General features: G+C 63.8%; 19 protein-coding genes. 12 read left to right on the top strand and 7 right to left on the bottom strand.

Annotated elements, in window-relative coordinates; translation table 11 throughout:
• Window positions 1-103: 103 nt before the first annotated feature.
• On the bottom strand, window positions 104-766 hold the full coding sequence (locus AC1RUR_RS25420; protein ID WP_492849056.1) for a phytochelatin synthase family protein: 663 nt from the start codon (window positions 764-766) through the stop codon (window positions 104-106).
• Between the two features lie 644 nt (window positions 767-1410).
• Between AC1RUR_RS25420 and AC1RUR_RS25425 the strand changes: the two genes are divergently transcribed.
• On the top strand, window positions 1411-2781 hold the full coding sequence (locus AC1RUR_RS25425) for a transposase (protein ID WP_492849058.1): 1371 nt from the start codon (window positions 1411-1413) through the stop codon (window positions 2779-2781).
• Window positions 2782-3017: 236 nt separating this feature from the next.
• The gene (locus tag AC1RUR_RS25430; protein ID WP_492849060.1) at window positions 3018-3836 is read left to right on the top strand and encodes a class I SAM-dependent methyltransferase; all 819 of its coding nucleotides are present in this window, start codon (window positions 3018-3020) and stop codon (window positions 3834-3836) included.
• 224 nt (window positions 3837-4060) lie between these two features.
• Here AC1RUR_RS25430 and AC1RUR_RS25435 read toward each other — a convergent pair whose 3' ends face one another.
• A complete protein-coding gene (locus AC1RUR_RS25435; RefSeq protein WP_492849062.1) occupies window positions 4061-4651 on the bottom strand; it encodes a TetR/AcrR family transcriptional regulator in 591 nt (196 codons plus the stop codon).
• 123 nt (window positions 4652-4774) lie between these two features.
• Here AC1RUR_RS25435 and AC1RUR_RS25440 point away from each other — a divergent pair, with 123 nt between their 5' ends.
• Together AC1RUR_RS25440 and AC1RUR_RS25445 are read left to right on the top strand one after the other, a co-directional pair.
• Window positions 4775-5155 (top strand): DUF4267 domain-containing protein, encoded by a 381-nt coding sequence (locus AC1RUR_RS25440; protein WP_492849063.1) that lies wholly within the window; start codon window positions 4775-4777, stop codon window positions 5153-5155.
• Window position 5156: 1 nt separating this feature from the next.
• On the top strand, window positions 5157-5477 hold the full coding sequence (locus AC1RUR_RS25445; protein ID WP_492849064.1) for a DoxX family protein: 321 nt from the start codon (window positions 5157-5159) through the stop codon (window positions 5475-5477).
• 8 nt (window positions 5478-5485) lie between these two features.
• Here AC1RUR_RS25445 and AC1RUR_RS25450 read toward each other — a convergent pair whose 3' ends face one another.
• Complete coding sequence (locus tag AC1RUR_RS25450) at window positions 5486-6715, bottom strand: citrate/2-methylcitrate synthase (protein ID WP_492849066.1); 1230 nt, start codon at window positions 6713-6715, stop codon at window positions 5486-5488.
• Window positions 6716-6794: 79 nt separating this feature from the next.
• Between AC1RUR_RS25450 and AC1RUR_RS25455 the strand changes: the two genes are divergently transcribed.
• Together AC1RUR_RS25455 and AC1RUR_RS25460 are read left to right on the top strand one after the other, a co-directional pair.
• Window positions 6795-7892 carry a citrate synthase/methylcitrate synthase gene (locus AC1RUR_RS25455; protein ID WP_492849068.1) on the top strand — a complete coding sequence of 366 codons (1098 nt, stop codon included), beginning with the start codon at window positions 6795-6797 and terminating at the stop codon, window positions 7890-7892.
• A gap of 217 nt (window positions 7893-8109) precedes the next feature.
• Window positions 8110-9156 (top strand): sensor histidine kinase, encoded by a 1047-nt coding sequence (locus AC1RUR_RS25460; protein WP_492849069.1) that lies wholly within the window; start codon window positions 8110-8112, stop codon window positions 9154-9156.
• A gap of 97 nt (window positions 9157-9253) precedes the next feature.
• Here the strand turns inward: AC1RUR_RS25460 and AC1RUR_RS25465 are convergent, their stop codons facing one another.
• Window positions 9254-9889 (bottom strand): J domain-containing protein, encoded by a 636-nt coding sequence (locus tag AC1RUR_RS25465; protein WP_492849071.1) that lies wholly within the window; start codon window positions 9887-9889, stop codon window positions 9254-9256.
• Between the two features lie 105 nt (window positions 9890-9994).
• Here AC1RUR_RS25465 and AC1RUR_RS25470 point away from each other — a divergent pair, with 105 nt between their 5' ends.
• Entirely contained in the window at window positions 9995-10264 is a 270-nt protein-coding gene (locus tag AC1RUR_RS25470) for a BolA family protein (protein WP_492849073.1), read from the top strand.
• A 32-nt stretch (window positions 10265-10296) separates the two neighbouring features.
• On the opposite strand, the gene AC1RUR_RS25475 is transcribed toward AC1RUR_RS25470, so the two are convergent.
• The 3 genes from AC1RUR_RS25475 to AC1RUR_RS25485 form a co-directional block, all read right to left on the bottom strand.
• Entirely contained in the window at window positions 10297-11649 is a 1353-nt protein-coding gene (locus tag AC1RUR_RS25475) for a hemolysin family protein (protein ID WP_492849074.1), read from the bottom strand.
• Between the two features lie 67 nt (window positions 11650-11716).
• The gene (gene aroB / locus AC1RUR_RS25480; protein WP_492849076.1) at window positions 11717-12859 is read right to left on the bottom strand and encodes a 3-dehydroquinate synthase; all 1143 of its coding nucleotides are present in this window, start codon (window positions 12857-12859) and stop codon (window positions 11717-11719) included.
• Window positions 12856-13479: a shikimate kinase gene (locus tag AC1RUR_RS25485; protein WP_492849078.1), complete on the bottom strand. Its 624-nt coding sequence runs from the start codon at window positions 13477-13479 to the stop codon at window positions 12856-12858. The genes aroB and AC1RUR_RS25485 overlap by 4 nt, the downstream gene beginning before the upstream one ends.
• Window positions 13480-13671: 192 nt before the next feature.
• Here AC1RUR_RS25485 and AC1RUR_RS25490 point away from each other — a divergent pair, with 192 nt between their 5' ends.
• The 5 genes from AC1RUR_RS25490 (at window position 13672) to AC1RUR_RS25510 (ending at window position 19002) form a co-directional block, all read left to right on the top strand.
• A complete protein-coding gene (locus AC1RUR_RS25490; protein ID WP_035669499.1) occupies window positions 13672-13818 on the top strand; it encodes a hypothetical protein in 147 nt (48 codons plus the stop codon).
• A gap of 17 nt (window positions 13819-13835) precedes the next feature.
• Window positions 13836-14795: a site-specific tyrosine recombinase XerD gene (gene xerD, locus AC1RUR_RS25495; protein ID WP_492849080.1), complete on the top strand. Its 960-nt coding sequence runs from the start codon at window positions 13836-13838 to the stop codon at window positions 14793-14795.
• A gap of 271 nt (window positions 14796-15066) precedes the next feature.
• The gene (locus tag AC1RUR_RS25500) at window positions 15067-16029 is read left to right on the top strand and encodes an acetyl-CoA carboxylase carboxyltransferase subunit alpha (protein ID WP_492849081.1); all 963 of its coding nucleotides are present in this window, start codon (window positions 15067-15069) and stop codon (window positions 16027-16029) included.
• A gap of 465 nt (window positions 16030-16494) precedes the next feature.
• A complete protein-coding gene (locus AC1RUR_RS25505) occupies window positions 16495-18051 on the top strand; it encodes a L,D-transpeptidase family protein (RefSeq protein ID WP_492849083.1) in 1557 nt (518 codons plus the stop codon).
• Between the two features lie 102 nt (window positions 18052-18153).
• Entirely contained in the window at window positions 18154-19002 is an 849-nt protein-coding gene (locus AC1RUR_RS25510; RefSeq protein ID WP_492849085.1) for a protein NO VEIN domain-containing protein, read from the top strand.

Below are 19002 nucleotides of genomic sequence, written 5' to 3' on the forward strand. Positions count from 1 at the left end.
GGAGAACCCAGCCGCTAGGCCGCTTCGGAGCTGGCGCCAATACATCGGACTACTGCAGCCTTTTTCAACGAAATCGGGCCAATAGGCGACATGCAGTGGGATATTACTCTATGAACAGCAGCCCCCGCTTCTTATCGCCGTCGAACGTATTTACAGCGTCGAACAGCCGCTTCCGCTCGACCAGCCATGGCTGGAAGCTGAAATTGACATCGAGCACGAAAACGAGGTCCTCGGCTTCGAAATAGCCCCCGATTGGGGAGTGATGTCCGCTACCAGCACCAAAAATTTGAGCGCGATCGAAATTCACGATGTAGCGTCGGCCCGGATCGTTGGATCGACGGAGATGCTCCAGAAACTGGTTCTCGCTGAGATCGCGTAAGACCGTGACTTTCCGGCTCGTGTTGGTCTGGGCGACTTTGGCCAGCTCGTCGAGCGTGAGACCCATGATGCATACGCCTGTCCAGCAGCTCCATGTACCGGCCAACACCTTGCCCTCCGTCCTTGCCGCCTCGCCAAGCGACCGGTAAGCATTCGCAACAGCTGCAGGTCCGCAGCGAGAGCCATTTGACTGCCAGTCAACGTGTCTTTGGAATGTGGCTGCCACGGGCAGGTGCCACGCACGCTCCATAAGCTCCGGAGTACGTGTTACCGATAGCGCTATGGCGTCTGATGGCACGTGCGATTGACCGACCACCAGGGCTCCGGCACAAACGAGACCCACGGCGATAGCCATGCTGCTGATACTGACGTAGCGCCATCGCTTCATGGGTCAGAACCTTAGCGGCAATGACGACATTGGCCGGCAGGATTATATTTTAGCTAACTGGCGGGAGGGAGATTTCGTGTGAGCGTCCCTTTGCGGGCAACGGCTGCTCTCGATGGCAGCAATCAGCCCGTCCCGCTGACGGCCAATAAACGAGGCGAGAAAGAAGCCGGAGATGAAGAGCTTCGCTGGCACGTAGTGGGACCACCGGATCGAATTAGAAATCAAGACTTGTCGTGCGCGTACTTCTCCAGAAGCAGCCGATTATATTCATCTCTCACGGCTCTTCGCGAAATATGCCTTTTTCGGTCTTTGGCAATCTTCAGAAGATCCGGATCTGTCGGTGCCCGTGATTTCCGCCTAAATCTCGCAAAGAGTCCGGTAGCAGGCGCCGACGTCCTTCCAAACAGCCGGTCAAACCATCCCATTGTGTCCTCCCGGACAGACCGCGGTTACGACACTATCACCGTGAATTTGGAGGGGCAAAGGGACAATACCACTGCATCTTTTGAAAAGCTTGCCACCACATGGCCCGCGCGATGCAGTTCGAATGTCGGTAAAGGGCCGATTTTGTTGCAAAAGTCGGTTGAGGCGAGCCGGCAAGCGTGATTCCGTTGTGTTGACGCGAATCGCGACGAGGTCGATCGATGATGGGCCGTCTGAAGAGTGACCAAGGTCAACTGTTCTACGAGTTTCATCTCAGCGATGCGGTTCCCGAAGATCATCTGGTGCGGAAGATCGACACCGCTCTCGATCTGTCCTGGCTTCGCAGTCAACTTGCTCCTCATTATTCGTCCACGGGTCGCCCATCGATCGATCCGGAGCTGATGATCCGGATGCTGATCGTGGGGTATGTCTTCGCGATCCGCTCGGAGCGGCTGCTCTGCCGTGAAGTGCAGGTGAACCTCGCCTATCGGTGGTTCTGCAAGCTCGGTATCGAGGATGCTATCCCGGATCATTCGGCCTTCTCGCGGGCCCGCAATGAGCGCTTCCGCGAGGGAGATGTCGTTCGTCGCGTATTCGAACGTATCGTCGAGGCGTGCATTGTGGCCGGTCTGGTTGGTGGCGAAGGTTTTGCGGTAGACGCGAGCCTGATCCAGGCCGATGCGAACAAGCAGCGCTCGATCGCGGGTCAAGACTGGTGCAGGGATCGCGATCCGGCGAGGTCAAGCCGCGCGGTGAAGGAGTATCTGGCAACCCTCGACGATACGGCGTGGGGTGCGGCCAGTGACGTTGTCCCGAAGTTCATCTCGCCGTCCGATCCCGCGGCCCAGTGGACCGGAGCTCACAAGGGACCAGCATTCTTCGCTTACTCCGACAATTATCTCATCGACGTGAAGTTCGGCGTCATCGTTGATGTCGAGGCGTCCCGCGCCATTCGCCAGGCCGAGGTCGGCGCGGCGAGGACAATGATCGAACGAACAGAGGAGCGCTTTGGTCTCAAGCCGGAGCGGCTTGTCGGGGATACCGCTTACGGGGCGGCTCCGATGCTGAACTGGCTGGTCGAGGAGAAGGGCATCGCGCCACATATCCCCGTATTCGACAAGTCGAAGCGAGATGACGGTACCTTCTCGCGCAGCGACTTTCGCTATGATCCGACCAGCGACGTCTACCTCTGCCCGGGCGGAAAGCGGCTCGGGACGAGTGGCACCGTGCACGAGGGCAAAACGCTTCTGTATCGTGCGAGCAAGCTCGACTGCGACGCATGCCCGCTTAAACTGCAGTGCTGTCCAAAAGAACCATCGCGCAAGATCCCGCGCGACATACATGAGCACGCCCGGGACGTCGCCCGGTCGTTCGCTGGCACCGAGGGCTTCGAGACGTCGCGACGTCAGCGCAAGAAGATCGAGATGCAGTTTGCACACTTGAAGCGCATCCTGAGGCTTGGTCGGCTTCGGCTTCGTGGCCCACGGGGCGCCCAGGACGAGTTTGTTCTGGCTGCCATCGCTCAAAATCTGAGGCGCCTCGCGACGTTCGTTGCGCGACCACCACCCGCTCATGCCCTGTGCATCGCGTAGCGTAGGAGTTGCGTTGAGAGCGTCACGGTCGGCGGATCAAAGCCGGTCGGCCTTACCGAACGGCCGAAAAACATCCGTCGGTTACAGCCGACTTCTGCAACGAAATCGGCCACAAGCAGAGTTTTCGGAGACCTTGTGCCGGTTGGCCATATCGGCCAGCACAGATATAACTTTTCTCATTCCTTTTCTGGCATCGCTTTTCTGGCGTTTTCACATGGGCATTGTTGGAAGTTGTCATGGCAGCGCGTGAACATTGGCAGATGGATGCCAGCGTCCCTGAGCTCTATGAGCGTTATCTCGTCCCCGCCATCACGTCGATTTGGGCCAAGGATCTGCTCGACCGTACCAGACCGACAAAAGGGGAAAGCGTACTCGATGTCGCCTGCGGAACCGGCGTCGTGGCGCGGCTGTTGGATGAACGGGGGCACGTCGGGAGGTTGGTTGGCATGGACCTCAACACGGCGATGTTGACTGTGGCTCGGACGAAATCGACCAAGGTCGAGTGGATCGAAGGGAGTGCGCTGAACTTGCCATTCGAGGCGCATAGTTTCGATGTCGTGCTCTGCCAACTCGGACTGCAATTTTTCCCTGATCGACCGCTGGCTCTCAGAGAGATGGCCCGGGTTCTCAAGCCGCGAGGTCGCGTCGGGCTCAGCGTCTACAGCGCCATTGAGCAAACGCCAGCCGCGCACGCTTTCGTGCAGGCACTCGACAGTTTTCTCGGAGCTCAATCCTCACGGACGAAACGCTCCGAGCATCTTTCCTGCGCTGCCGAAGAGCTCGGCAACTGGGTGCGGCAGGCTGGCTTTGAGGACGTCAATGTTGCGACCGTATCCAAGCAAATTAGCTTTCCCTCAGCGCTGGATTACGTCCGCTTCCAACTCACGGCGACCCCGATGGCTGCGCTCTTGAAGGGCGAGGATGGTCCCGGAAGCGAACGCAAGATTGCCGCCATCGCCGACGACGCGGCGGCTCGCCTCGATCCCGCTATGCTGGCGAACGGCCGGCTGACATTCCCGCAGCAATCTTTCGTGGTGACGGCTTCGCTCCACTGAGGTCGGCTGTGGGCCCGAACCCGGAAATTGCCAAGACGCGCGACTTCCAGGTTCAGATCTGTCGAGCGCCGCCGGGCGAGCAACGTCCGGTCGACCGACCTGCGGACATATCACCACACTGCGCCCGGTGGACGACATTCAGATGCACGGCGAACACCGCGCGGCTCAGACATCATCAAGGTCGGGTCGAACGATGCGCCGAAGCAGCCGTCAACTGAATGGTCTCAGCCGCGTGCAGGCGATTTGCTTCCGGAAACTGCGATCGCCCGAACAACACGGGCGATACGCTCCTCGCGCGCGCTGGGCCTGATTCGGCCCGAACGTTCGAGTTCAGCGAGTCCATGAAGGGTTGCCCAGAACGTCTCGGTCACGACAGCGACATCGACGCAAAACGGCGATACGACTGCCGCGAGTGCTTCGAAGCCGGCCTGTAGCTCCGGTCTGGTTCCGGCTTCGGCGAACCGCAAGTTCGTCGGGAGGACGAACATGGCGTCGTAGAGCGCAGGACGACTTAGCCCGAAGGCGAGATAGGCCGCCGCGACATTCTTGAGGGCGTTTCGTCCGCCCGATCCACTTGCCGCTTCCCGAAGAGCGACGGTGAGTTCCTTGAAGCCCTCGACTGCAACTGCTGCAACGATCGCATCCCTGTTCTCGAAATGCGAATAGAGCACCGGCTGACTGTATTCGATCTCCTCGGCCAGGCGCCGGATCGTAACGGCATCCCACCCTTCGCGCTCTGCGATCACGCGCGCTGCCGCGACGATGCGATGCTCGCGCTCAGCCCGCTCCCTGCCTTTCCGCTCGGCGGTACCCAATCTCCGATCTCCCGAACCTGGAATGCGCGCGTCAACGATATCATTCCGACGCTTGACAATCTAGCATCAATAGATAATTCTAGCAATGATAGATTATATTCCTTGGCTAGAAAGGACGGTGCGATGCATTGGCTTGCCCTCGGAACGGCGTTGCTCGTGGCTTTCGCGATCATCGCGATCGGCCTCCAATATGTCGCGAGCCCATTGGCCGCCACACGCAGCTTCGGCCTGCCGCTTCCTGAGAATGGCGCCAACATCGCATGGTGGCTTCGTCTCAAGGGGGTGCGGGACATCGCATCGGGGTTGGCAGTGCTGGCGTTCATGATGTGGGGCGCGCCCGGCGGCGTCGGCATCATTCTGCTTGTGGAAGCCATCATCCCCGTGGGCGACATGCTGCTCATTCTTGCCGCGAAAGGCTCTACGAGGAGCGCCTTGGGCATCCATGGTCTCACGGCCGTGATCATGGTCTTCGCGGCCGTGCCCCTGGTCACTGGGGTGGTCTAAGATGGTTCATGCTGTTTCAAATTGGCTGCTCGTTGCCGGCTTCTTCGGCGCCGGCCTCTTCAACGCGATCGGCACATCCACAACACAAGGCGATTTTGCTCGGTGGGGTTACCCGCGCTGGTGGAGCATTTTGACTGGTGGACTGGAGATCATGACCGCCGTTCTGATTGCGCTTCCCGTCGGACGCATCATTGGCCTGGTGCTTGGCGCGGCCATCATTGCAGCTGCGGTTTTGACCGTTCTGCGCCACCGCGATTTTTCGCACCTGGTGCCACTTGGCGGCTTTGTCGCCTTGATCGCTCTTGCTGCGACCTGGCCTTGAGCCCTGCCCTAGGACTTCGATTCCGCAGCCCCCGCCCGCCGCCCCGGCGCAGGTCCCACATACCGCGCCCGCGGGCGGATCAGCTTGCCGAACTGCAATTGCTCGCTGGCATGGGCGATCCAGCCGACGCTGCGGGCCATCGCGAACAGGGCGAGCTCGCTGCCGGCCGGCAGCCGCAGCGCGTGCACGAGCACGGCGAGCGCGTAGTCGATGTTGACGAGCTCGCCGGTCGCTTCGATGATCCGCTCGGGCACTTCGCGCGTGAATTTTCGCGGCGCGCCGGCGCGCGAGAGCGCGTTCAGCAGCGATTGCGCGCGGGGATCGCCGCGCTTGTAGACGCCATGGCCGAAACCGGCGAAGCGCTCGCCGAGCGCGACGCGTTCGCGCACCACGGGCGCGACGTCGCGGTCGATCAGCGTCTTGACGAGCTGCGAGGCCAGCACGCCGGCGCCGCCATGCTTGGGGCCTTTCAGCGCGGCAAGGCCGGCGATGACGGAATCGTAGAGATTGAGGCCGGTCGAGGCCGCGCAGCGCGCGGTGAAAGTCGATGCGTTCAATTCATGATCGGCGAGCAGAACCAGTGCGCGGCGGATCAGATCGCCCGCATGCTTGTTGTCCGCCGCCCAGGCGCGCGCGACCTGCTGATGCAGCGGCTCGGCCGAGGCTTCCGCATTGAGCATGGTCGCAACCAGCAGGCGGACGATACGCGCACCAACCATGGCGCGGCCGTCGGGGGCGCGGGTGAAGGCGCGGGGATCGGCGCTTGCAGCCAGCGCCAGCACCGCGATGGCGCGGTCGATCGGTGCGGCGCGACGCGCGGCCTGCGCGATCATCCGCATTTCCTCGGAAATCTCGGGCTGATTGTCGGGCGCGAAGGGATCGACGTCGGAGACGTCCCACAGCAGCGTCGCGGTGTGCTCCAGCGTGTCGTTCTCGGCGAGGTCGACGCAATTGACGCCGCGGTAGATCGCGCCCTCCTCGGTGATGGTCGAGATCTCCGTGTCCATGACCGGCAGGTCGGCATCGAAGCTGCGCAGCCCCCGTGGCTCCGGCGACGGCACGCGGCGCTCCTTCAAGGCGCGGACGTCCTCGGCCCGGTAGCGGTTCTTGCGCGAGTCCGGTGTCGGCTCGGAGCGGATCAGGCCGCGGCTGACATAGGCGTAAAGCGTCGCCGGCGAGATCGCGAGCTCGGCGGCGGCTTCCCGGGCGGAGAGGTAGAGCTCCTCGGAATTTTTCATATTGATTTATGTAATCAAGATTGATCAATCTGTCGAGAGGTCCGATTTTTCCTTGGTGCAGTGCAAAGGAGATTGGGCCATGAACATCCACCTCACCAAAAGCCAGATCGGGCTGGACGGCGTTCCCGCGGCCGAGACCGTGCTGAGCCATGTCGATGGCGAGCGCGGCGAGCTGATCATCGCCGGCGAGCATGTCGGCACCCTCGCCGCCAAATCGAGCTTCGAGGGCGTCACCGCCCGGCTCTGGAACGGCGCCAGCAAGACCAGCCTGAGCGAAGCCAATGTGCGGGCGAGCCTGGGCGCGGCGCGCGAGCGGGCCTTCGCCCGACTGGACGAGTTGTTGCCGGCGACGCGCGGCATGGGCATCGTCGACGGGTTTCGCGCGGCGGTCGCGGGGCTACGCGCCGAGCACGGCCTGGCGCATGAAGCGACCATTGTCGGCGCGTTTCCGGTGATCGCGGGCGCGCTCGTGCGGCGCGCCAAGGGGCTCGACCCGGTCGCGCCCGATCCGAATGTGAGCCATGCCGCCGATACGCTTCGCATGCTGCACGGACGCACGCCTGCAGCACGCGAGGTCACCGCGCTGGACGCCTATCTCGTCACGGCCAGCGACCACGGCATGAACGCCTCGACCTTCACCGCACGCGTCGTCGCCTCGACGCAGGCCGATCTGTTCGCGGCGGTCACGGCAGGCTATTGCGCGCTTACCGGTCCGCTGCATGGCGGCGCGCCGGAGCCGGTGCTGGAAATGTTGGACGCGATCGGCTCGCGCGAGCGGATCCAGCCCTGGGTCGATGCGGCGCTGGCGCGCGGCGAGCGGATGATGGGCTTTGGCCACCGCGTCTATCGCGTGCGCGACCCGCGCGCCGACGTGCTCAAGACCGCGGTCGAGGCGCTGGCGTCCAACGGCACCGACCTGCCGTTTGCCGGCGAGGTCGAGGCCTATATCCGCAGCGCGCTACGCAAGAAGAATCCGGAGCGGCCGCTGGAGACGAATGTGGAGTTCTTCACCGCGATCCTGCTCGATGCGCTGGCGATCCCGAGGCAGGCATTCACGCCGATCTTCGCGGTGGCGCGCGCCGCCGGGTGGACCGCGCATGCGCGCGAGCAGCAGCGCACGGGACGGCTGATCCGGCCGAGCTCGTCTTATGTCGGGGCGATGCCGGAGGGGCGATGACGTAGCCGGCATGGAGCGAAGCGTCATCCGGGGAAGCCGATTGCTGTGCGAGAAAGGCCCGGATGACGCCGACGCTCCATCCGGGCCACGACTGTCTGGTTGAACGCGCCCGCAACACGTCGCACGAGACCGTGATTGCGAGGACGGCCTGACGACCCCGAGGGAACACTCGCGCGCCTGGCGACTTACCTATCTGCCCCGGTAGATCAGGAACGCGATGCTGGACTTGTTAGGACATTCGGACGAGGCCAGGATCGGCGAGATCGCCGCCGGCTATGCGGCGAGCCGGAGCGAGGCTGACGCCGATTCCGAAAGGCGCTTTCGCGACCTGCTCCAGGCACTGCCCGCCGCGGTCTACACGACCGACGCGGACGGCCGCATCACGTTCTTCAATCGCGCCTGCGTCGATTTTGCCGGACGTACGCCAAAGATCGGAGAGATGTGGTGCGTGACATGGAAGCTCTATTTGCCTGACGGCACGCCGCTCCCCCACGACGAATGCCCGATGGCCATCGCGCTCAGGCAGAACCGGCCCGTGCGTGATGTCGAAGCCGTGGCCGAACGGCCGGACGGCTCCCGGATCTGCTTCATGCCGTATCCGACGCCGCTACGTGACAAGCGCGGCCGATTGGTTGGGGCGGTGAACATGCTGGTCGACATCACCGCCCGCAAGCAGGCCGAGCAGCGGATGATGCTCCTCACCTCCGAGGTCGACCATCGTTCGAACAATCTGCTCGCAGTGGCTCAGGCGATGCTGCGGCTGACGAAGGCAGACACCGCAGAAGAGTTCCAAGCCGCGTTTCAGGGGCGACTCAGCGCCCTTGCCAACGTGCAGAGGCTGTTCTCGGCCTCGCGCTGGACCGGCGCGAACCTGAAGACCATCGTCGAAGAGGAATTGCGGCCATACGCAAGCCGGGAGGGCGAGCGGGTCAGGATCGCGGGAGGCGACGTCCATCTGCCGCCGACCCTCGCCCAGTCGATCGCAGTCGCGCTGCATGAGCTGGCGACCAACGCTGCCAAATATGGGGCGCTGTCGACGCCTTCGGGCACGCTGGAGATCCGTTGGGCGGCCAATGATGCACGGCCTCTCGTGCTGCACTGGTCGGAGAACGGCGGTCCCCGGCTCAGCGGGCCGCCGACGCGCAGGGGCTTCGGCGTCGGCGCGATCGATGGCATCATCCGGACCTTGCGGGGACAGGTGACCCGGCAATGGAGGCCGGAAGGACTGGTTTGCGAACTGTCCTTCCCCGAGGTCGTCGCCTAAAACGCGATGCCATTAGGATGAATCGTCATCGCGCTTTAGGTTGTTGTCTAAGCATGATCTTTTCGGAAAACCGCTGCGCACTTTTCCGGATCATGCTCTAGGCCTCCCGCACGACCGTCTTCAGATAATTATACGCCTTGATGATCTCGATCAGGCGATCCTCGGTCGAGCGGTCGCCGCCATTGGCGTCGGGGTGATGCTGCTTGACCAGCGCCTTGTACTTGGACTTGACGTCGGCGAGCGTGGCACTGGGGCCGAGGCCCATGACCTGGAGCGCCTTGCGCTCGGCGTTCATCACCTTGCGCGTCTCGACCTTGGGCTGGGCGTCCGGCCCCTTCCGCCAGTTGGCGCGGCCGTTGATCTCGGAGAACATGCTGAACGGATCGAACGCGCCGTCGATCTCGGCTTCCGATCCCTTCTTGACGCCGCCATTGGCGCCCATCTTCCAGGTCGGACGGTGGCCGGTCAGCGCATCCTTCTGGTAGCGCGCGACCGCGTCGGCATTCATGCCGGAAAAGAAATTGTAGTTCTGGTTGTACTCGCGCACGTGGTTCAGACAGAAATGCCAGTACTCGCGCTGGTTCTCGCGGCCCTTCGGCGCGCGGTGAGCGCCCTTGTTCTGGCATCCGGCCCATTCGCAGCCGACCGCGGTGTCGCGCGGCTTCACCTCGGGCTGCTTGCCCCGCGGCTTGACGCGGATGGAGTCGAAGAACTTTGATGAATCGATCGGCATGGCTGACTTTGACTACGCAATGCAAAAACCTTCAAGTCTTGACATTGCAATTAGCTGCGAACCCGGCAAATAACGGAGTGCGAGCTCTGCACCTGAATGGCACACATGGCTATGAGAGACACTATCAGCAACAAGTTGCGGGAAGCTTTCACGCCGGAAAGCCTGCAAGTCGTCGACGAGTCACATTTGCATGAGGGCCATGCCGGCCATCGGCCGAGCGGCGAGACGCACTTCCGTGTGTATATTGTGTCGCAAGCCTTCAAAGGGAAGAGCCGGGTCGAGCGCCACCGCCTGATAAATGCGGCGCTGGCCGCGGAACTCTCCGGCAGCGTGCATGCGCTCGCCATCCACGCGCAGGCGCCGGGGGAAGGGTGATCTGCTTACCCTCCAGGTAAGGGTAAGCAAAACTAGAACGACGTCCCGGCCCTTCTCGGCTTGGCCTCCTCCAGCTCCGCCTCGCGTGGCACCGGTGAAATACGGAGCGCGGTGATGCGGTTGCGTTCGCGGCGCAGGACGCGGAAGCGGAAGCCGTGGAAGGTGAAGCTCTGGCCACGGTCGGGGATCGAGCGCGCCTCGTGAATGACGAGGCCGGCAACCGTCGTTGCCTCTTCATCGGGCAGGTGCCAGTCGAGCGCGCGGTTGAGATCGCGGATCGGCACGGAGCCGTCGACCACGACAGAACCATCGGGCTGGCGGCGCACGCCGGCGACCACGACGTCGTGCTCGTCGGAGATGTCGCCGACGATCTCCTCCAGAATGTCTTCCAGCGTTACGAGGCCTTCAACCTCGCCATACTCGTCGACGACGAGCGCGAAATGGGTCTTGCGGCGCCGGAACGCCTTGAGCTGCTGGGATATCGGTCGCATTTCCGGCACGAACCAGGGCGGCAGCATGATCGTGGTGACATCGATGCGCGAGGTATCGCCCTCCGACGCGTGGATGGCCCGCAGCAGATCCTTGGCGTGCAGAATGCCGATGATGTTCTCCGACTTGTCGCGCCACAGCGGAATGCGGGTGTACTCGGTGGCCAGCACCTCCCGCACCAGCTCCTCCGACGGCAGGTCGGCATTGATCATCACCATGGCGGTGCGATGAACCATCACGTCGGATACCGTCAGCTCGCCGAGGCGGAAGACGTTGTGAATATACTCGGCCTCGCCGCTCTCGATCTTGCCGTGCACGGCCGATTCCTCGACCAGGCCTTCGATCTCGGAATCCGTCAGGATCTCGTGCTGCGAAAACTCCTGGACGCCAATCAGGCGCAAGATCGCGCTCGAAGCCGTGTTGAGACACCAGCTCAGCGGATAGAACACCAGATAGGAGGCGTGAAGCGGATATGCGATCCACTGCGACACCGGCATCGGCTCCCTGATCGCAAGCGTCTTCGGCACCTGTTCGCCGATGATGATGTGCAGGGAGGAGAAGACCAGAAAACCCGCCACGAACGACGTGAAGTGCAGCGTGGCCTCCGACAATCCGAGCGGACGGAGGATCGGGCTCAGCAGCGCAGACACGGTCGGCTCGCCGATCCAGCCAAGACCCAGGGAGGCCATGGTGATGCCGAGCTGGCAGCAGGCGAGATAGGATTCGATGTTTCCCATCATGGTCTGGAGCAGGCGCGCGCCGAAGCGGTTCTGCTCGACCATGACCTTGACGCGAAAGCCGCGGCTCTTCACGAGCGCAAATTCCGCCGCCACATAGAATGCATTGGCGGCGAGCAAGAGGACCGCAAGCAGCAGATTGATCGAGATCGAACTCATGCCTGCCTCGCGACCGCCTTGACCTTCCGCGCCTCTTCGCGGGCGGCATGCCCAGACAATCCCGCCATCACTGCGACAATTTCGACTGCAGGAAATCGCGGACCGGGGCCGGCTCGACGTCCTTTGCGATCACCGCGCGGCCCACCGCCTCCAGCAGGATGAAGGTGAGCTTGCCGCGCTTGACCTTCTTGTCCTGCGCCATCAGGGCCATCAGCGCGTCGGCGTCCGCCAGCCCTTCCTGCGCAAAGCCCGCAATATCCTGCAAGCGGGTCGGCAGGCCGGCTTCGATCAGGTGCCGCTCGACGCGCGCCGCCTCGAGCTCGCCGATCATGCCGAGCTGCGCCGAGAACTGCGCCGCCAGCGTCATGCCGATCGCGACGCCCTCGCCGTGGAACAGGCGGTCGGAGAAGCCGGTCGCAGCTTCCAGCGCATGGCCGAAGGTGTGGCCGAGATTGAGCAGCGCGCGCTCGCCGGTCTCGCGCTCGTCGCGCGAGACGACGCCGGCCTTGGCCCGGCAGGAGGTGGCGATCGCGTGCTCGCGCGCCGAGCCGCCCTTGAAGATGTCGGAATGGTTCTTTTCCAGCCAGGTGAAGAAGGCCTCGTCGCCGAGCACGCCGTATTTGGCGACCTCGGCATAGCCGGCGCGGAACTGGCGCGGCGACAGCGTGTCGAGCACGGCGGTGTCGGCGATGACCAGCACCGGCTGGTGGAAGGCACCGAGCAGGTTCTTGCCCTGTGGCGAGTTGATGCCGGTCTTGCCGCCGACGGAGGAATCGACCTGGGCCAGGAGCGAAGTCGGCACCTGCACGAAATCGACGCCGCGGCGCAGGATCGCGGCGGCAAAGCCGGCGAGATCGCCGACCACGCCGCCGCCGAGCGCGATGACGAGATCGTTGCGCTCGATCTTCGCGGCGATCAGGGCTTCGCTGACCTTTTCCAGGCCCGCATAGGTTTTCGAGATCTCGCCTTCCTCGACGACGATGCGCGACGTCGGGATGCCGGCGGCGGCGAGCGAGGCTTCGGTCGGCTCGAGCCAGTGTTTTGCGACGGTGCGGTCGGTCACGATCGCGGTGCGCACACCTGGGCGCAAGGCTGCGACCCGCTCGCCAAGCGAGGCCAGCACGCCGCGGCCGATGACGATGTCGTAGGTCCGGTCGCCGAGCGCGACGTCGACATTGACAGGATCGGAATGTTTCAACGGCGCAGTCATCGTACGGCACTCGCGACATCGGCAGGGGGTGGGGCGGCCTGCTCGCCGCAGAGATGGGCGCGCAGCGTCTCGATGCATTCCTCGACGATCTTGTCGTGCGGCACGTCGCGCGAGGCGATGGTGAGGTCGGCATGGCTGTAGACCGGCTCGCGCTCGGTGAGCAGGCGCGTCACGGTCCCTTCCGGATCGGCGGTCTGGAGCAGCGGACGGTCGGCACGGCGGCGGACGCGGCGCATGATGACGTCGTGGTCCGCCTTGAGCCAGATCGAGATCGCCTTCGCCGCGATGCGGCTGCGCGTCTCCTCGCGCATGAAGGCGCCGCCGCCGGTCGCCAGCACCACGGGACCGCCGTCGAGCAGGCGCGCGATCACCCGTGCCTCGCCGTCGCGGAAATGCGCCTCGCCGTGGCGCTCGAAAATCTCCGGTATGGTCATGCCGGCCGCGGCCTCGATCTCGGTGTCGGCGTCGACGAAGGGCAGCTTGAGCCTGAGAGCCATGCGGCGGCCGATGGTCGACTTGCCCACCCCCATCATGCCGACGAGCACGATCGAGCGCGCCCCGAGCGCCGACAGGATGTCGGCCTCAGGCGAAGCGGGAATCGGCAACGCGGCGTCGGACATGGATCTCGCTCTGGATCTCGCTCTGGGTCTCGCTCGATCTGCCGCCAAAGACGGCCTGCTTTGGCCACCTATACGACCCCGAAGGGGGCCTCGCCAGAGGACTCTTGCCACGAAACGGCGAACATGTTGGATGATTTCATTGGTTAATTTGCCCGTTCGCGCCCTCGCCGAGACCTTATCGAGATCCTGCCGATGCCCAGCCTGTTCCGCTTCCTGACGGTCGTCGCCGTGATCGCCGGCATCGTCTATGGCGTGGTCTTCGCGCTGGCGAACTTCGTCAATCCCAAGCCGCGGGAAATGACGGTGACGATCCCGCCGGATAAGTTTCTCAAGAAATAGGAGCTAGCCTCCAGGGCATGCGTGCAAAGCCCTCAGACAGCAAGCTCACCGGCCTGTTCCTCGACATGCTCGCGGCGGAACAGGGCGCCGGCCCCAATACGCTCGATGCCTACCGCCGCGATCTCACGGACTTCTCCGAGTTCCTGGGCCGCACCGGCCACAATTTTGCGGACGCCGAGACGCAAACGCTGCGCGACTATCTCGCCGATCTCGACACGCGCGGCTTCAAATCGACCAGCGTCGCACGGCGGCTGTCGGCGATGCGGCATCTCTACCGCTTCCTCCTCAACGAGCGCATCCGCAGCGACGATCCCGCGGCCATCCTGTCCGGCCCCAAGCGCGGCCGCGGCCTGCCAAAGGTGCTGTCGATCGCGGATGTCGACCGCATGCTCCGCCGCGCCAAGGAATTGAGCGAGGCGGAGGATGCCTCGCCCTCGAAACGGCTGCGCGCCCTGCGGCTCTATTGCCTGCTCGAGGTGCTCTACGCCACGGGCCTGCGCGTCTCCGAGCTGGTGGCGCTGCCGCGCACCGCGGCGAAGCGCGACGCCCGCATGATCGTGGTGCGCGGCAAGGGCAACAAGGAGCGTCTGGTGCCGCTGAACGAGGCCTCGCGGCAGGCAATGGCGGATTATCTCGTCGCGACGGAAGCCGCCAAGACGGAGAAGAAGAAAGACAGCCTCGCCGCCTCGAAATGGCTATTCCCCTCGTTCGGCGAGAGCGGGCATCTGACGCGCCAGCATTTTGCCCGTGATTTGAAGGAGCTCGCAGTCGCCTCGGGCCTGCAGGCCCGGCTGGTCTCCCCGCACGTGCTGCGCCACGCCTTCGCCAGCCACCTCCTGCACAACGGCGCCGACTTGCGCATCGTGCAGACCCTGCTCGGACACACCGACATCTCGACGACGCAGATCTACACCCATGTGGTCGAGGAACGGCTGAAGAGCCTGGTGCGCGACCTGCACCCGCTGGCGGAGAAGTGACGCTGCCGTAGCCCGGATGGAGCGCAGCGAAATCCGGGTTCTCACCTCGCGGAAAGACCTTCCCGGATTGCGCTTCGCTCCATCCGGGCTGCGGGCAACGCCCGAAACCGCCTTGACTTCGGCCACATCTCCGCAGAAAGAGCCGTGGCCTCACGATTGATTTGGCGGGCTGCCCAGAAGCGCACAAGCCAACTCATTGAAGAAGCTACATTTCTTTCCGCAGGTCCGAAACCGCTTCGCCGCCTCGCCCCGTCCTCCCTATATTGAGTTGATGCAAGACCAGATGCGCAGCTATCTCGACTTCGAAAAGCCCGTCGCCGAGCTCGACTCCAAGCTCGACGAATTGCGCACGCTGGCCGCCTCCGGCACCGACATCGCCGATGAGATCGGGCGGATCGAGGACAAGGCGGCGCAGGCGCTGGCCGACCTCTATACGAACCTGACCCCGTGGCAGAAGACGCTGGTCGCGCGGCATCCGCAGCGGCCGCACTTCAACGACTTCATCAAGGGCCTGATCACCGAATTCACCCCGCTCGCCGGCGACCGCAAGTTCGGCGAGGACGAGGCGCTGGTCGCCGGTTTCGGCCGCTTCCGCGGCGAGCCGATCTGCGTGATGGGCCAGGAAAAGGGCGATTCCACCGAGAGCCGCATCAAGCACAATTTCGGCATGGCGCGGCCCGAAGGCTATCGCAAATGCGTGCGGGTGATGGAGATGGCCGAGCGGTTCGGCCTGCCCGTGCTGTCGCTCGCCGATTCCGCCGGCGCCTATCCCGGCATCGGCGCCGAGGAGCGGGGCCAGGCCGAAGCCATCGCGCGCTCGACCGATGCCTGCATGGCGCTGACCGTGCCGAACGTCGCCATCATCACTGGCGAGGGCATGTCGGGCGGCGCCATCGCCATCACCACCGCCAACAAGGTGCTGATGCTGGAGCACGCGATCTACAGCGTGATCTCGCCGGAGGCCGCCTCCTCCATCCTCTGGCGCGACGGCAGCAAGGCCCAGGAAGCCGCCAACAACATGAAGATCACTGCCCAGGACATGCTCCGCTTCGGCGTGATCGACAGCATCCTGAAGGAGCCGGTCGGCGGCGCTCACCGCGACCCCGCCGCCATGATCGCCACCACGGGCGAGGCCATCGCCAAGGCCTTCGACGAGCTCCGCGGCCTCGACGGCGACGCCATCCGCAAGCAGCGGCGGCAGAAATTCCTCGATATCGGCCGGAAACTGGGCTGATTTGCCACAATTTCGTGTCCCGGACGCGATGCAGCGTGAAACGCTGCTTCGCAGAGCCGGGATCTATCGCCCGGGCTGGGCCCCGGCTCTGCGTCGCACCGCTGACGCGCTGCGCCGCGTCCGGGGCACGAGAGACCAAAAGCCCACCCCGGTAACCCCGCGTTAACCCTTTTTTTGCCCAAATCAGCGATCTGAGTCCCAACTGGGCCGGACGGCCCAAGTAAGGCCCAAAGTCGCGTCCATTTAGTCTCTGTTGACCATGCTACTGGGCCAACGGGCTCGTGATCCCCGCTCGGGTTGCGACCACATGACCCAGAGGTTAGAATTTTAATCAATGGCTTCAGGGCATAAGCGCTGGAGCGTGGTTTGAAAAAGCCCGTCACGACGGGTCCGGATCTCCGGTCGGATCATGCTCCAAAACGATTGGGGTTTGCGCTGCTTGCCCGGCACGGTGTGGGGTCCATCTTGATTTCTCGTTCGCTTGCTCGCGCGCTCTTGGCTTTGGTTGCGCTGCTGACGGCCAGCGTTCTGCTGGCCGGCTGCGACACCGACCAGGTGTCGCTCGCGACCAACGCCAAGGCCAACCAGCCGGTGCCGCCAAAGCTGCTCGCCGCGATGGTCGAGAAGGACATGGATCTGCAATCGCCGATCCTGGTCCGCCTGTTCAAGCAGGAGGCCGAGCTCGAGGTCTGGAAGCAGACCCGGAGCGGCCAGTTCGCGCTGCTCAAGACCTATCCGATCTGCCGCTGGTCGGGTGACCTCGGACCGAAGGTCCGCGAAGGCGACCGCCAGGCGCCGGAAGGATTCTACTCGATCAATCCGAGCCAGATGAATCCGCAGTCGGCCTATTACCTGTCCTTCAACACGGGTTACCCGAACGCGTTCGACAAGGCTCTGGGCCGCACCGGCTCGCAGCTGATGGTGCATGGCGATTGTTCTTCGCGCGGCTGTTACGCCATGACCGACGAGCAGATCGCCGAGATCTATTCGCTCGGCCGCGAATCCTTCTTCGGCGGCCAGAAGGCGTTCCAGCTGCAGGCCTATCCGTTCAAGATGACGCCGGTGAACATGGCCAAGCACCGGAACAATCCGAACATGGCGTTCTGGAAGATGATCAAGGAAGGCTATGATCATTTCGAGGTGACGCGGCAGGAGCCGAGGGTCGATTTCTGCGAGAAGAAGTACGTCTTCGACGCGGCGAAGCCGGCCGACGCCAAGCGCGATCCGGTGTTCGACGCCGCGGCCAAGTGCCCGGCCTATGTGATCCCCGAGGACGTCGCCAGCGCCGTGCGCGAGAAGCAGTCGCGTGACGAAGCCGAATACGCCAAGCTCGTCTCCCGCGGCACGCCGGTGGCGCGCATGAACACCGGCATCGACGGCGGCATGAACAAGATCTTCGCCGCCAAGATTCCCGAAGGCTCGACCGGCCTGTCGGAAGGCGCCGAAGGCACCACGCTGCAGATGCTGGCGATGGCGAAGGCGCCGGGCACGATCCCCGGCCACGTCAATCCGCCCAAGCCGAATCTCGATGCGGCCGCAACCGCGCCGCAGGAAGAGCCGGTCGTCGCCGTCAGCGCGCCCGCCGCCAACACCCGCGTCGCGTCCGCCGCGCCTGCTGAAAAATCCGGCGGCTTCTTCTCGAACCTCGGCCGCAAGATGGGCATCGGCACCGCGGACACGACGGCCACCACCACACCTCCGCCGCAAGCCACCGCGTCCGTCGCCCCGGCCACGACGTCCACGACGCCGCCCACCGCAGCGTCGAGGCTGAAGGCCGCGGTGACCCGGTTCGTGCCCGGACGCGATACGTCCAAGGATGCCTCGAAGGACGCGCCGAAGCCGACTGTTGCCGCCGCCAAACCCGCCGAGCCGGCGAAGCAGCCCGACACGCGGCTTGCCGCGACGCGCCCGGCGCTAAAACCGTCGGTGTCCGATGGCGCTGCCGACAACGCACAGATGGCCGGCGCCGCGCCGGTGGTGCAATCGAACTCGTTCAACAGCCGCTTCGAGGCGGTGAAGTAACGGGCGAAGCTGGTCGCTCACACGAAGTGACGCTTCCTGCATTTTGGTGCCGCCGTTGCACCCAGCCCGCCCCCTGATACTCTCCAAGTCAGAGGCCGAGACTTGGACCGGGAGAATACCGAGGGGATCGCTGGAACACCGTGGACGGAGAGCGAAATCTCCGCCGTGGTCGATAGTTATTTTCGGATGTTGGCCTCCGAAAGAGCGGGCACGGCCTACAGCAAGGCGCAGAATCGGCGCCAGCTCATGACGATCGTGCATCGGTCTGAAGGCTCGATCGAACGCAAGCTTCAAAACATTTCTGCCGTTCTCGATATGCTGGGGACGCAGTGGATCAACGGTTACAAGCCGTTGGCGCACTATCAGGACGCCTTGGTGGCTGCCGTTGAACACAACGTCGGACAGACACCGGATTTTCTTTACCCCGCGAACACTGACACTCAACCGCTGGCGCTCAACGACGATGCCGTTTTCGTTGCTCCACCATCCGTCGCGGACTTCGAGAAGACATTGACGCCCGCCGTTCGCCGGCTGGTCGGAAAGTTCGACCCCGCCGAGCGCGACGCCAGGAACCATCAATTGGGCAAGGCCGGCGAGAAATTCGTCGTGGAGTTCGAGCGCGACCGACTGCGGCGCGCCGGGCGCAGCGACCTTGCGGATGACGTCCGCTGGGTTTCCGACCTGGACGGCGATGGCTACGGTTACGACGTCCGCTCCTTTGAAACTGATGGCCAAGAGAGGCTTCTGGAAATCAAGACAACATGCGGGCACGAGCGCACCGCGTTTTGGCTAACCCGGCGAGAAGTCGACGTCGCCGCAGAGAGAAGTGATCGATATCGAATCCGGCGGGTCTTCCACTTCCGTAACCGTGCGCAGATGTTCGCGATCACCCCACCACTCGAGCATGCGCTCCTCATGACGCCGACCACCTATTCTGCCGAGCCGCGCTAA

This window comes from Bradyrhizobium sp. GW821-FHT12B03 (assembly GCF_058807535.1).

What these genes read in the sequence shown, in the direction of transcription:
- AC1RUR_RS25420 (WP_492849056.1), bottom strand. Translation starts at nt 766, where the DNA reads ATGAAGCGATGGCGCTACGTCAGTATCAGCAGCATGGCTATCGCCGTG.
- AC1RUR_RS25425 (WP_492849058.1), top strand. Translation starts at nt 1,411, where the DNA reads ATGATGGGCCGTCTGAAGAGTGACCAAGGTCAACTGTTCTACGAGTTT.
- AC1RUR_RS25430 (WP_492849060.1), top strand. Translation starts at nt 3,018, where the DNA reads ATGGCAGCGCGTGAACATTGGCAGATGGATGCCAGCGTCCCTGAGCTC.
- AC1RUR_RS25440 (WP_492849063.1), top strand. Translation starts at nt 4,775, where the DNA reads ATGCATTGGCTTGCCCTCGGAACGGCGTTGCTCGTGGCTTTCGCGATC.
- AC1RUR_RS25445 (WP_492849064.1), top strand. Translation starts at nt 5,157, where the DNA reads ATGGTTCATGCTGTTTCAAATTGGCTGCTCGTTGCCGGCTTCTTCGGC.
- AC1RUR_RS25450 (WP_492849066.1), bottom strand. Translation starts at nt 6,715, where the DNA reads ATGAAAAATTCCGAGGAGCTCTACCTCTCCGCCCGGGAAGCCGCCGCC.
- AC1RUR_RS25455 (WP_492849068.1), top strand. Translation starts at nt 6,795, where the DNA reads ATGAACATCCACCTCACCAAAAGCCAGATCGGGCTGGACGGCGTTCCC.
- AC1RUR_RS25460 (WP_492849069.1), top strand. Translation starts at nt 8,110, where the DNA reads ATGCTGGACTTGTTAGGACATTCGGACGAGGCCAGGATCGGCGAGATC.
- AC1RUR_RS25465 (WP_492849071.1), bottom strand. Translation starts at nt 9,889, where the DNA reads ATGCCGATCGATTCATCAAAGTTCTTCGACTCCATCCGCGTCAAGCCG.
- AC1RUR_RS25470 (WP_492849073.1), top strand. Translation starts at nt 9,995, where the DNA reads ATGGCTATGAGAGACACTATCAGCAACAAGTTGCGGGAAGCTTTCACG.
- AC1RUR_RS25475 (WP_492849074.1), bottom strand. Translation starts at nt 11,649, where the DNA reads ATGAGTTCGATCTCGATCAATCTGCTGCTTGCGGTCCTCTTGCTCGCC.
- aroB (WP_492849076.1), bottom strand. Translation starts at nt 12,859, where the DNA reads ATGACTGCGCCGTTGAAACATTCCGATCCTGTCAATGTCGACGTCGCG.
- AC1RUR_RS25485 (WP_492849078.1), bottom strand. Translation starts at nt 13,479, where the DNA reads ATGTCCGACGCCGCGTTGCCGATTCCCGCTTCGCCTGAGGCCGACATC.
- AC1RUR_RS25490 (WP_035669499.1), top strand. Translation starts at nt 13,672, where the DNA reads ATGCCCAGCCTGTTCCGCTTCCTGACGGTCGTCGCCGTGATCGCCGGC.
- xerD (WP_492849080.1), top strand. Translation starts at nt 13,836, where the DNA reads ATGCGTGCAAAGCCCTCAGACAGCAAGCTCACCGGCCTGTTCCTCGAC.
- AC1RUR_RS25500 (WP_492849081.1), top strand. Translation starts at nt 15,067, where the DNA reads ATGCAAGACCAGATGCGCAGCTATCTCGACTTCGAAAAGCCCGTCGCC.